Below are 12,515 nucleotides of genomic sequence, written 5' to 3'. Positions count from 1 at the left end.
TCATCCCGATCTGGCAGACCCCGGTTTTCGAGGGGCAAACGCGGCCAGGGCCCGTGGCAGGCGCAGTTCCAGAATCAGGGTGCGTGAAAGGGCGTCGCCCCCGCCCACCAATGCGGCGAGGCTCTCCTTCAGGGATACATCGGCACTCCCTATCGCAACGGCGAACACCAGAGCGGCCAGGGCGAGCGCGGTCAGCACGCCCAGCGTCAACACCAGATGGCCCAGCGTCAGGTGCCCGTGGGCCTTGACGCTTGGGCTAACGCCGGCCACGCGCCACCTCCAGCTTTTCGCAGAGGAGCCGGCTGCCCTCGAGCAGGCGCGGCGTGGGACGCTGAAGCAGCGACGGGGGGAGGAAGAAGAGATTCTCGCGCGCCACCGCCGTCAGGTCGGAAAAGCGCTTCCAATGCGCCAGCCAACTGCGATTCTCCTCTCCCCGTCCACCGGCGAGGATCACCTCGGGGTCGGCCGCCAGCAGGGCTTCCTCGCCGATGCGCGGCACCAATCGCGTCAGGTGACCAAAGACGTTGACGCCCCCGCACAATGAGATCACCTTGGCGATCAGATGCTCATCGTTGACGGTCATCAGCGGCGAGTCCCACACCTGATAGAACACCGGCACGGCAGGTGCGGTGTCGTGCCGCGCCGCCAACTCGGCGAGCCCCTGACGAAAGCGCTCGGCGGCCAGACGCCCCTCTTCCGCGCTACCGGCCAGTCGTGCGAGCCGTGCGAGCGCCGTGGCGATACCCTCGAAATCCCGTGGTTCGATTCGGAACACCGGCAGCCCCAGCCGCTCGAGGCGCTCGACCTGTTCGGCGGGGTTGCCGGAGGCCCAGCCAATCACCAGATCCGGTTCAAGGGCGACCAGGCGCTCGAGGTCCAGGCGCTCATGGCTGCCCATCGAGGGCAGCTCGCCAGCCTCTGGCGGGTAGTCACTATGATCGACTACCGCCACCACCCGCTCCCCTGCCCCGGCAGCGAAAAGCAGCTCGGTGGCCCCGGGGGAAAGCGCGATGATTCGCTCGGCCGGTGTCTCCAGACAGATCTCGTGGCCGCTGTCGTCGATGGCGCAGACCTCATCGCCACGTGCCTGCCCGACCAGACCGCCCAGCAGCGCGAGTAGTAGGCCGAGCATGCCGGGCAGCCGGCGGCTCACTGACGGCTGCCTACTGGCCAAAGTGGACGCTGACAAAGGCCGCACGACCGGCGTTGATGTAGTCGAAGGGGATGGATTCGAAGGTGACAGCGTCAAAATCGGAACCACGCGCCGTGGCGTATTGCTTGTCCAGTACGTTGTCCAACGTCAGTCGCGCGGACCACATCGGCGCAAACTGCCAGCCGGCGCGCAGGTCGACGAGGCCATAACCCGACAGCCGCTGCTGGTTGGCGGCATCGTTGTAGCGATGGTTCTGCGCGATCCAGGAAGCGCCCAGCGACCAGTTCCCCAACTCGCGATCGACATCGAAACGCAGGCCCTGAGTAGCACGGCGTGCAAGCTGGTTACCGGTGCCGCGGTCCTCGGGATCGGTATAGGTCAGTGCCATCGTCAGCGTCCAGTCGTCGAATTCGGCGCCGGCGGAGAGCTCAGCGCCACGAATCCTGGCCTCATTGACGTTGACCGGCTGGAAGCTGGCATCCAGCGCGATCAGGTCATCCACCTTGGTCTGGTAGGCGGCAAGATCCCAGAACCAGGCGTCGTATTGGCCGCGAATGCCCAATTCGAACGTCTCGGAGGTTTCAGCATCCAGGTCCGGATTGCTCGACCCCGCGAAGGGAAAATAGAGCTCATTGAAGGTCGGGGCACGAAAGGCGGTTCCATAGCTGGCGCGGGCAACATGATTCACATCCAGCTCATAACCCAGCGCCAGGCTACCGGTCAGTTCCTCACCGAACGCCTGATTGTCGTCATAACGAAGGCTGAGTTGGGTCGTCAAGGACTGGAAGTCCAGCAGCCCCTGGGCGAAGACCGCGCGGTTGTCGCGGCTCTCCTCATCGAAGGTGAGGCCGGACGTCTGGCTGTCTCCGAGATCATCCTCGCTGTATTCGGCGCCGAGCACCACTTCATGCTGGCCGAGCGCGAGGGTGTTCTTCCACTGGGCAGTACGGGTCCGGGTCTCGAACAGGGAGCTATAGGTCGGCGCGACGGTATCACGTTCGTCACGCGCCTCGCTGAGGGTGATACGGCTCGTCCAGCGAGCTGTCAGTGGGGCTTCCGCATACACCGCCGCTACCTGCTGAACGAAATCGTCCTCTGCAGGGCCGGAGGCATCGAATTCGCTACTCCCTCGTCCCCTCAGCGCCAGTATGCCGATCTCGCTGCCACCCTCGAGGGTATGGGAGAGCCGAACCAAGCCCGTGGTGTTGTCATACCCCTTGTCGTCGCCGCCGCGGCGCACCGGTTGACCCTCGGTATCGAAACGGCTGGCGGCGAAATGGTAGCGAGTACCACCCTCCGCCCCGGAGAGACTGGCGCTGTAATGCTGGGTATCGAAGGAACCGCCGCCCACCGAGATGCGCGGCGTGGGATCCCCCTCTTCCCCTTCCGGAGTGAACAGCTGGATCACACCGCCCACGGCGTCGGCGCCGTAGAGGCTGCCGCGGGGACCGCGCACGATCTCGGCACGCTGGAACATGCGCGGATCCAGGAACTCCCAGGACGCCGCCCCCGTCGTCGCCGAACGCAGCCGGATGCCATCGATCAGCAGGACGTTGGCATTGCTGCCCGTGCCACGCAGGAAGACGCTGCTCTGCTTGCCGAAGCTGCCCTGCGACGTGACATCCACCCCGGGCTGACCCCGCAGCACATCGGTGATACTGACGGGATCCTGGCGGCGCAGAGCCGCCTCGTCGATTACGGAGACGGACGAGAGGCTCTGGTCAGCGGTGCGGGGCGCCAGGGCAGCCGTCACGACCATCGGGTTGAGCTCGACGGTGGCTGACGTCTGATCGGCGGTGTTGGATTGGGCGTAAACGGCCAGCGGCAGGGCGGCGAGGCCAAAGACGGCCAGGCCAGGGGCGTGGTTTCTGGTTTTCATGATGGGTCCCTTGCTCACCGTACTCACCCGCACGGCGAAATGGCGTGTTGAGTGCCGAGGCGGCAAGGGGTCGAGGGAGAAGGACGAACGAAAAAGTGGCGCCAGCCCTGCCTCGAGGTCGCCCACCGCAACTCGGCATGAACTCTCGGGCCGGTCTCCGGGCTGACGAGTAAGTGCCGGGCATGAAGCAGGCCTGACGACTCCAACGGCCGCCTTCCCGTGCAGCAGCACAGTGGCGTGATGGCCGTTCTTTCCTCGATCACCGTTGCGGGGGCAGCGTCGGATTGAGATCACCGACTTCCCGTTTCACTGGCAGACGTTTCTGCCAGCACCTGAGAGTGCGCGTAAGCTAGCAACCCCCGGCTGAAGCGTCAACGCGCATCTGGCGGCTGATTGATTCGGCACAACCGAACAGGCGATGGGCTGACAGCGCATTGCCACACCCTTATACTGATCTTTTATACAGCAATCAGGCACTCAGATGGCCCATCAGTCGAACCAAGGGGGGGTGGCCCACAAGGGCCGCGGCGCCACCTTTGATCCCCACCACCGCTATGCCCCGACCACCAGCGAGCCGGTCGACGACGGCTGGTGGCAAGAGGAAGCACCGACGAGCCTGGCCACCGAGGTGCGCGAGGAGCGCACTCGCAGTGCGCTCGCCTGGAATACCTCCCCCGACCTGCCCTTCGACCGCTCGCTCAACCCCTATCGCGGCTGCGAGCATGGCTGCATCTACTGCTATGCGCGCCCCAGCCACGCCTACTGGGACCTCTCCCCTGGGCTCGACTTCGAGACGAAGCTGATCGCCCGGACCGGGCTGGTGGAGCGCCTGAGGGACGAGCTATGCAGACCCGGCTACCAGTGCCGCCCCATCAATCTCGCCGGCAACACCGATGCCTACCAGCCCCTGGAAGCCCGCTACGCCACGACCCGCGCCGTCCTGGAACTGCTGCTCGAGTGCCGTCATCCGGTAACCCTGGTGACAAAGGGTGGGCTGATCCTGCGCGACCTCGACCTGCTGCGGGCCCTCGCCAAACAGCGCCTGGTGAGAGTGATGGTCAGCCTTACCAGCCTCGATACCGAGCTCAAGCGCAGCCTTGAGCCGCGGGCCGCCTCTCCGTCAGCAAGGCTCAGGGTGATTCGCACCCTGGCCGAGGCCGGCATTCCAGTGGGAACGCTGGTCTCGCCGGTGATTCCCGGGCTCACCGACCACGAACTCGAACGCCTGCTCGAGGCCGCTGCCGGCGCCGGGGCCACCACTGCCGGCTGGATGCTCCTGCGGCTGCCCCGGGAAGTCGCCCCGCTGTTCGAGGCGTGGCTGGATACCCACTACCCCCAACGCACCAACAAGGTCATGAGCCTCATGCGCCAATGCCGCGGCAGTGAGGTCTACGACAGCCGTTTCGGCAAGCGCATGCGGGGGGAAGGCGTGTTTGCCGAGCTGCTGGAGCAGCGCTTCCGGAAGGCCTGCCGCCACCTGGGGTTCAACAACTCCGCAACCTCGGCGCGCCAGCAACTGGACACCTCTAGCTTCCGACCGCCCCGCGCCCAGGGGAATCTCTTCGAATGAGCGAAACGGCGGCTCAGGGAATCAGCACCGCGGCGCCGGAGAGCCGACCTTCGCGGAGGTCCTCCAGTGCCTGGTTGGCCTCCTCCAGCGGATAGGCCCGGGTCTCGGTGCGGATCGGCACCTCGGGCGCGAGCGCCAGGAACTCCGTGCCATCGCGCCGGGTGAGGTTGGCCACCGAGCTCAGGCGGCGCTCTTCCCAGAGCAGGCGGTAGGGAAAGGAGGGGATGTCGGACATGTGGATGCCCCCAGAAACCACCGCGCCGCCGGGACGCACCGCGGCCAGCGCCGCAGGGATGAGCTCACCCACGGGGGCGAAGAGCAGGGCGGCATCCAGCTGCTCGGGTGGTGCCTCGTCGCTACCACCGGCCCAGACGGCACCCAGGCGACGGGCGAATGCCTCAGCCTCGGTGTCTCCGGGGCGCGTGAAAGCATAGATCGTCTGCCCCCGGGCAACGGCGAGCTGGGCAAGGATATGCGCCGCGGCACCAAAGCCATAGATGCCGAGCGTGCGGTTCGCCTCACCACCGGCCAGTCGCCAGGTGCGGTAACCGATGAGACCGGCACACAGCAGCGGTGCGGCGCCTTGCGCGTCCTCGACATTCAGGGGAAAGCAGTAGCGCGCATCGGCCACGCAGTATTCCGCGTAGCCACCGTCGCGGGTGTAGCCGGTGAACCCGGCCCGTTCGCAGAGATTCTCGCGGCCGGCCCGGCAGGGATCGCACTCGCCGCAGGTCCAGCCCAGCCAGGGCACGCCGACCCGCGTTCCCGGGGACGGTGCCTGGACGCCCTCGCCCAGCGCGGTAACCTCGCCGACGATCTCGTGACCGGGGATCAGCGGCAGGCGGGGCTCGGTGAGCTCGCCGTCAAGCACGTGAAGGTCGGTCCGGCAGACCCCGCAGGCCAGCACGCGGACCTCGACCTCGCCGGGACCGGGCGCGGGACGGGCGACCCGCTCCAGCGCGAGTGGCTGACCCGGGGCATGCAGGCGCATGGCACGCATGGTCTCGCTCATCGGCTTTTCTCCTGCTGATGCACGTATTCACTGCCAGCAGGATAGCTTAGGAGCCTGTCGGATTTGACCGATCGTCGCGAGAGAGTCGGATTTCGAGACACGTTGATCGATCTGATGAGGCGAATAGCGCGCTATTTAACGAATCAGATCGAATGAAATTGGCCGAAAGACCGGATCTCGCAGTAGATCAGCGTTAAGTCCGACAGGCTCCGGGGGCTCAGGCGGAAACCTTGACCTCGTATCCGGTGAACTTGCGCAGGTTGATCACGCCGCTGTCGAGGATCAGGTACTGCCCCTTGACGCCCAGCAGAGTGCCGGCGACCTCGGGGTTCTTGTCCAGGTTGTGGGAGACCACCTTGGTGGGAAACGCCAGCACCGGATAGTCGAAGTTCACGGGCGACGCGTCGAGGGGGCGGATGGCATCGTCCCCGAAGCGTTCGCGCAGGTTGGCCAGGCCGGCGCCCAGGCGCGCCAGCAGGCGGTCCCGTTCGGCCACCAGGTCGATGGCCTGGGTGTCGCCCTTGAGCATGGCCCGCCAATTGGTGCGATCCGAGACCTCCTCCTTGAACAGCACCTCCACGAAACCCGACTGCTGGCGGGTATCCACTTCCAGGATCGGCAGGGCCTGCACGGCCCCCTGGTCAAGCCAGCGGGTCGGCATCTGGCTGGAGCGGGTGATGCCCACCTTGAGGCCGGAAGCATTGGCCAGATAGACCACGTGGGGCTGAAAGCAGTGGCGTTCTGCCCAGTCGGGCTCGCGGCAGGTGCCCTCGAAGAAGTGGCAGAGTTCCGGCTTCATGATGCAGGTGTCGCACTGGGCGAGCCGCTTGAAACACGGGTAGCAATGGCCCTGGGCGAAGCTCTTCCTGGTGGCCCGGCCGCAGTGGGTGCAGGCGATGGCGCCGGTCCACTCCAGCCGCAGGGGCTTGCCGAGGCGGGCATTGAGGTCAAGACGAGCCTCGCCGACCCGCAGCACATAGCGCGCCGGGGACCCCGGCTCGACGGCCATCTTGCTCAGGCAGCCCTCTACCGCCGTGGCGGCATCGATGATCGTGTCAGTCACGGCTGGCATCCCGGGCCAGGCCGGCCTGTTCGGGGGGCACGTCAACCCCACTGCTGGCGCTGCCGCAGGTGCGTCGCTGCAGGTAGCCGACCCGCTGCTCCTCGGGCACCTGGTTCTCCAACTCGTAGCGCATCACCGCCTCGAGACAGAGCTCGGTCTGCTCGGTCGTCAGCATCCGACCGTCTGGCCACTTGCGCAGTGACACGGCCCGTTTGAGACTCTCGTAGATGGACGGGGTCATCTGCTGGATCATGCGATCGAAGGACATCTCGCTCATGACGGATTCTCTCAGGATTGACGGCGGGCACGACCGGAATGATACCAGCCCAGCGCCAGGCCCACGACCAGCCCGCCCAGATGCGCCTCATTGGCCACGTTGCCAAACCCTACCATGGCGGCCATGTCGGTCATCGCGAAGACCAGCCAGCCGAGCATGAAGACCACCAGCATCTGGGGCACGAAGAAGCCGCTGCGCGGCGCACGCCGTGACATCAGCCAGACATAGGCCAGCAGCGCGAAGTCGACGCCGGACATGCCGCCGAAGAGCACGGTCCCGGCGGCATACTGGGCCAGGTTGGCGCCGATGCCGGCAATGAGCAGCAGCGTCAGCATCCGCGTGCTGCCCTGCAGCGCCTCCACCTGGCGACCGAAGTACCAGAGCCAGAGCATATTGAAGATCAGGTGCATCCAGCCGAAATGCAGGAAGGCCGGCGATAATAGCCGCCATATCTGACCCGAGGCGAGCGCCTCGCCGAGGTTGCCAAAGGCCAGCCCACCATTGGCCACCATCACCGGCACAATGGTCAACGCCGCCACCACGTGGTCACCGAGCACCCCCATGGCAGCAAAGACCACCAGGCACAGCGCCAGCGCAAGGGACGTCACCGGTACCTGGCGAAAGGGGACAAGCAGTTCGCCCTGAGAGCGCCCAGTAGCTGGCGCTCGCTTGGGCATCAGCGGCTCACCCTGCCGCCAGCACTCGATCAGCCTGAGCATGGCGTCATGCTGCCTGGGATCGACCAGCCACAGCACCTGCCCCTCGCTCTCCTCGGTGATGCGATGCCCAATGCGATGGGCCCAAAGGGCGCGCCGCAGCTCACGGGTGTCGACATCGTGGGGCAGCAGGATTACCCGATACATGGCATCTCCAGCGGTTGACGAGCACGGCGTGACGGCGCATGCAGGCCACGCAAAGAAAAAGTCCGGCGGAGGGGGCCGCCGGACAAGAGCAAGGGATCATTCAAGGGAACACCTACTCTGATGGCGTGGGTTGGCGTGAGTTCAATCCGATGACACGATTTTCTCGTAACAAATTGTATCAGTCGAAATCGATCTCCCAGGGCTGCGGCCGGGCCTCTTCCTCGCGAGGCACGCGGATCCACACGAAATTATCGGCATCGAGCGTCGTCTCGCCGCTCCAGCGGTAGGCCACCAGGCGGCCGAACTTGACCGCGCTGTAGTCCAGGCAGGCAATGTTGGCGGCGGGCAGGGCCGGAATGCCCTCGCACCAGTAGTGGCCAATGAATAGCGGTGGCTCATCGGGTCCATAGTAGCTCAGTCGTGAGCGCTCCTCATCGGAGAGCTCACGATGCTCCAGGTCGTCGGGCAGGTTGTCCGGCTGGAAGATGACGTCCCCCAGAGTCTGAGGCTGTCGCACCCAGAAATGGGCACGGAAGCTGCGCCGGGAGAAGCCGTTGCCCGACTGGATCTCCACGCCTTCCGGCAGGGGCAAGTGAATTCCGCGCGTCAGGCGGTCGAGGATGCGGAATTCCAGTGTCCCCGGCACCACCGAAGCGGCCAGGAAGGTCTCATCGATGCGTCCGTCGGGATGCTCGCGGCGCAGCGCGTCCACGAGTGGCTGGTCCCAGCAGGCATGTACCACCCGCAGGCCATCGAGCTCCAGGCACAGCGGGATGTTCTGGAACCAGGCCAGCGCCTCCTCCCATTCCTGGGGATGGTCGCGGTACTGCGCCAGGGTTTCCTTGATGATGCGATTGTGGCGCGGCGTGTGCTCGCGCAGCCACTCGCGCTCCAGGCTACCGGGGGCGCGATGGCAATAAGCCAGGGCATTGACCTCGTGGTTACCCATGACGATATGGGCCTCGCCCTCCTCGACCATCCGTCGGGCGATGCTGACCACCAACCGGATGCGCGGCCCCCGATCAATCAGGTCACCGAGAAAGATCACCTTACGTCGCGGATGGCGATAGACGCCGCCGCGCTGGTGATAGCCGAGACGCTCGAGCAGTGAACCCAGCGTCGCACCGCAGCCGTGGACATCGCCGATCAGGTCGTAGCCTTCGGGACCACCTTGCATGCTCACGTCGCTCTCCTCACCTCAATCCCCCAGGCGATTGCTCCAGCCCAGCTTGCTGCGCAGGACCTCGTAGAAGTTGTGACCCAGCGGATGAACCAGCTGAACCCGCTGGGGCTTGCGCCGAATCACCAGCACATCGTCAGGCTTGGCCACCGCGCGGGTCTGGCCATCGCAGCTGATATGCGGATAGGTCTGGTTGGTTTCGCCGATATGGATGCGAATCTCACTGGCGGCATCGATGGCGATGGGACGGCTCGACAGGGTATGCGGGAACATCGGCACCAGGGTGATGACATCGAGCTTGGGATGCATGATCGGCCCGCCGCCGGAGAGCGCATAGGCCGTGGAGCCGGTGGGCGTGGCGATGATCAGGCCGTCGCTGCGCTGGCTGTAGACAAACTGGTCATCGATGAACAGCTCGAACTCGATCATGCGCACTGCCTTTCCCGGATGCAGCACGACCTCGTTCAAGGCATCGCCATTGCCGACCTGGACGTCCCCCCGATAGAGTTCGGCATCCAGCAGGAAGCGCTCCTCGAGCTCATAGCGGCCCTTGAGCACCTCGCCGACGCGCGCCTCTATCTCGTCGGGTGAGATGTCGGTGAGAAAGCCCAGTCGCCCGCGGTTGACGCCCAGCACCAGAGTGCCGCTCTGGCAGAGGGTCCGCGCAGCACCGAGCAGGCTACCGTCGCCACCGACCACGATCACCAGGTCGCAGAGCTCGCCGAGCAGGCGTCGACTGGCCTCGGGATGGCCATGGTCAAGCAGTACCGTGGCGGTCCTGTCCTCGATGATGACATGGTAGCCACCGGCATCGAGGAAACGGATCAGGCGCTTGAGGGTGTCGACCACCTTGGCACTGCCCAGGCGACCGATCAGACCGATGTTCTTGAAGGTTGGCATGCGCAGGCCTCTCGCTTCGCGGCCGCTCATTATGGCGACTGGCCACGAAGCGGGCAAACGCCGTCAGGCTGCCTTGAGACTGCGGCGCTTCAACCACCACTCGTTGAGGGCCAGCGAGCCGACGATGATGGCACCGCCCAGTCCCAGGCGCACGAGGTCGGCATCGCGGTTCCAGATCACCAGGTTGACCAGCAGACCCGCAGGAATCAGGGCATTGTTCATGATAGCCAGGGCACCGGCATCGACCCGGGTGGCCCCCAGGTTCCACAGGAAGTAGCCGAGGCCCGAGGCTACCAGCCCCAGCCACAGCAGCACGCCCCACTGGACCCCCGTGGTGGGCAGTCCGGCGGCATTGCCCAACAGCGCGAAAGCGGGCACGGCCACCGCCAGGGCACCGAGGTAGAACCACCCGAACACACTGTGACGGGGCAGCGAGGCGGGCAGGCCCGCCGACAGCCGCCGATAGCCCACCTGCCCCAGGGCGAAGCAGAGGTTGGCGCCCTGAACCACCAGAAAGCCCGTCCAGAAACCGCTGTCGAGCCCCTGATAACGAATCACGGCGGCGCCCAGCACCGCCAGCGACGCGGTCACCAGATAGAAGGGCGTAAAGCGTCCGAAGAGGGCATCGTCGAGCAGCGCGATGTAGATCGGCGTGAAGATGGTAAACAGCAGCACCTCGGGCACCGAGAGCAACAGGAAGGACTGGTAGAAAAAGATGTACATCACGCCCAGCTGCACGGCTCCCAGCCCCATCAGCGCGAGCCGCTGAGGACCGCGCAGCAGCGAGGGCCGCAGGAACGGCAGGAAGACCAGCGCCGCCAGCCCGATACGCATGAGAACCGCGAAGTAGCTGTCCACCTGGCCGGCCAGATAGACGCCGATCAGCGAGAACGAGAACGCCCAGAGGGCGGTAACACCGATGAGAAGGCCCAAGGTCAACTCCTGACAGGAAGTGAGTTGACGACAATTATACTCATCGTGGGCGCCGAGCAAAGCTCGCCGGGGTGATCCGCCCCATCAGCGCGGAGCGTGGCGCAGCCACAAGAGCGCGTGCACGACCCCGGGCAGCCAGCCCAGCAGAGACAGTGCCAGGCTTACCGCCACTCGCCTCCCGCCACCCCGCGAGAGACCGACGGCCAGGGGCGGCAGCAGTACCGCCAAGGCATGCAAGGCCAGCCGCGGCTCGGCGACGGGTGCCTGCCCCGCGTCCCGGTCGGGCGATCCCGGCGCCCGGTCGACCCGGACCCGGTCGCCCGCCGCCGGGGTGAAGTGCTGTACGGCCTCGCTGGACTCGTGTTCTAGCGCCCGGCGATGGGCCTCGTGGTTGATCTTCTGATCGAGTGCCTCGGCGCCCTCGGCCAGCGTCTCGTGGTAGCGCTCCCACTCCTCCCAGTCGAAGGGGGTGCCCGCGCGGGGACGGTGTTCCCCGGCTTCCCGGGCCCGCAACCAGGCCTTCTCCTCCAGGGTATTGGGGCGCTCCTGGTCACGCTCGCCGCCCAGCCCCTTCTTGGCCATGTACTCCCGAGCATCCATGAGGCAGCTCCCTTGATCGTTGCATGCCGGCACCACGGCCAGCCCGTGTGCCAGAGTGTGTCATATTGGAGCCGAGAACCGGGGCTGGGTTCCTTACCACTTGCAGAGGACTCGCTCCAGCGTGGAGAAACGTTGGCAGGCATCGTATCGGGGAGTCTGGCGAGTCGACTATGCTGGAAACGAGACACGGCTGCGGTCCGTGCCCGGCCTCGTGAACGCCGGCTGCAGCCCAGGCCATTACTGTCCGGCACAAGGAGACACACCATGCCCAACAAGGCCCCTACCACCGTGCGCGAGATCATGTCCCGCGACTGCTACCGGGTCAACGGCAAGACCTCGGTCTCCACCCTGGCCCAGGGCCTGGCGCTGCATCGTCTGCCCGGCGTACCCGTGGTCGACGAGAGAGACCACCTGATCGGCTTCATTTCCGAGCAGGACGTGATGGGCAAGCTGCTGGAAAGCTCCTACCTCAACGATGAGCCACCGCTGGTCAGGGAACTGATGCGTAACGAGGTACTCTCGGTACCGCCTACCAAGAGCATCACCGACCTGGCTCAGGAGATGCTCGGCGCCAAGCCGAAGGTCTACCCGGTGGTCGAACAGGGCCGCCTGGTAGGCATCGTCACTCGCCGCGACGTACTCAGCGCGATTCTGCGCATGCGTCACTCCTGACCCCGCCCGCCCCGTCTCCACGACACCCGGCCTGGGGCCGGGTGTCGTCGTCTCCGAGACACCCACACAAAGAAAAGCCGCCCCATGAGGCATGAGGCGGCAAGATCGAAAGTGCAAGCTAAGGCAACAGTGTTAGCGACTGCTATCGCGTTGCTGCCTATGCACATTCAGACAGCACCACGGAGAAAAGTTCGTCAGACAGGAAAAAATATCGGAGCTGGGGCGTTTCCTGAGCCCTGTGCCACCTCACCATCCGCCGGCAAGACAGAGAAAAACAGAAACTTAGCGGGAAGGTGGCAAAAAAGTCCCGGCATGGCTTGCAAAGGCTAACCAATTGGTTTTACTATCAAAACCGGTTCGCGGGTGTAGCTCAATGGTAGAGCAGAAGCTTCCCAAGCTTAAGACGAGGGTTC

General features: G+C 65.4%; 13 protein-coding genes and 1 riboswitch. Of the genes, 2 read left to right on the top strand and 11 right to left on the bottom strand.

The genetic code is table 11. The features are described from left to right. The 3 genes from RI841_RS09505 to RI841_RS09495 are packed head-to-tail and all read right to left on the bottom strand — an operon-like array spanning window position 1 to window position 3,032. Window positions 1–270 (bottom strand): hypothetical protein, encoded by a 270-nt coding sequence (locus RI841_RS09505; RefSeq protein ID WP_310705359.1) that lies wholly within the window; start codon window positions 268–270, stop codon window positions 1–3. Beyond that, complete coding sequence (locus RI841_RS09500) at window positions 257–1,153, bottom strand: cobalamin-binding protein (RefSeq protein WP_310705358.1); 897 nt, start codon at window positions 1,151–1,153, stop codon at window positions 257–259. Before RI841_RS09500 ends, RI841_RS09505 begins: the two co-directional genes overlap by 14 nt. A gap of 10 nt (window positions 1,154–1,163) precedes the next feature. Further along, a complete protein-coding gene (locus tag RI841_RS09495) occupies window positions 1,164–3,032 on the bottom strand; it encodes a TonB-dependent receptor domain-containing protein (RefSeq protein ID WP_310705357.1) in 1,869 nt (622 codons plus the stop codon). Window positions 3,033–3,162: 130 nt separating this feature from the next. Then, a riboswitch (cobalamin riboswitch) is annotated at window positions 3,163–3,383 on the bottom strand. Window positions 3,384–3,513: 130 nt separating this feature from the next. Between RI841_RS09495 and RI841_RS09490 the strand changes: the two genes are divergently transcribed. Further along, window positions 3,514–4,602: a PA0069 family radical SAM protein gene (locus RI841_RS09490; protein WP_310705356.1), complete on the top strand. Its 1,089-nt coding sequence runs from the start codon at window positions 3,514–3,516 to the stop codon at window positions 4,600–4,602. Between the two features lie 13 nt (window positions 4,603–4,615). Here the strand turns inward: RI841_RS09490 and RI841_RS09485 are convergent, their stop codons facing one another. From RI841_RS09485 to RI841_RS09450, 8 genes are all read right to left on the bottom strand, one after another. Next, window positions 4,616–5,614 carry a zinc-dependent alcohol dehydrogenase family protein gene (locus tag RI841_RS09485; protein ID WP_310705355.1) on the bottom strand — a complete coding sequence of 333 codons (999 nt, stop codon included), beginning with the start codon at window positions 5,612–5,614 and terminating at the stop codon, window positions 4,616–4,618. 217 nt (window positions 5,615–5,831) lie between these two features. Beyond that, window positions 5,832–6,686: a DUF2797 domain-containing protein gene (locus RI841_RS09480; protein WP_310705354.1), complete on the bottom strand. Its 855-nt coding sequence runs from the start codon at window positions 6,684–6,686 to the stop codon at window positions 5,832–5,834. Then, complete coding sequence (locus RI841_RS09475) at window positions 6,670–6,954, bottom strand: DUF1315 family protein (protein ID WP_310705353.1); 285 nt, start codon at window positions 6,952–6,954, stop codon at window positions 6,670–6,672. Before RI841_RS09475 ends, RI841_RS09480 begins: the two co-directional genes overlap by 17 nt. Window positions 6,955–6,965: 11 nt before the next feature. After that, complete coding sequence (locus RI841_RS09470) at window positions 6,966–7,817, bottom strand: rhomboid family intramembrane serine protease (protein ID WP_310705352.1); 852 nt, start codon at window positions 7,815–7,817, stop codon at window positions 6,966–6,968. Window positions 7,818–7,995: 178 nt separating this feature from the next. Beyond that, on the bottom strand, window positions 7,996–8,994 hold the full coding sequence (locus tag RI841_RS09465) for a metallophosphoesterase (protein WP_310705360.1): 999 nt from the start codon (window positions 8,992–8,994) through the stop codon (window positions 7,996–7,998). A 21-nt stretch (window positions 8,995–9,015) separates the two neighbouring features. After that, window positions 9,016–9,897, bottom strand: a complete 882-nt coding sequence (locus tag RI841_RS09460) for an NAD(+) kinase (protein ID WP_310705351.1) — start codon at window positions 9,895–9,897, stop codon at window positions 9,016–9,018. A gap of 63 nt (window positions 9,898–9,960) precedes the next feature. Continuing rightward, window positions 9,961–10,830 carry a DMT family transporter gene (locus RI841_RS09455; protein ID WP_310705350.1) on the bottom strand — a complete coding sequence of 290 codons (870 nt, stop codon included), beginning with the start codon at window positions 10,828–10,830 and terminating at the stop codon, window positions 9,961–9,963. An 84-nt stretch (window positions 10,831–10,914) separates the two neighbouring features. After that, the gene (locus RI841_RS09450) at window positions 10,915–11,430 is read right to left on the bottom strand and encodes a YqaE/Pmp3 family membrane protein (RefSeq protein WP_310705349.1); all 516 of its coding nucleotides are present in this window, start codon (window positions 11,428–11,430) and stop codon (window positions 10,915–10,917) included. Window positions 11,431–11,694: 264 nt separating this feature from the next. Between RI841_RS09450 and RI841_RS09445 the strand changes: the two genes are divergently transcribed. After that, a complete protein-coding gene (locus RI841_RS09445) occupies window positions 11,695–12,102 on the top strand; it encodes a CBS domain-containing protein (protein WP_310705348.1) in 408 nt (135 codons plus the stop codon). The last annotated feature ends 413 nt before the right edge of the window (window positions 12,103–12,515 follow it).

This window comes from Halomonas sp. (assembly GCF_031581305.1).
Lineage (GTDB): Bacteria > Pseudomonadota > Gammaproteobacteria > Pseudomonadales > Halomonadaceae > Halomonas.
Note: the sequence above shows the minus strand (reverse complement) of the source record. Positions and strands in the feature narration are given on the sequence as shown.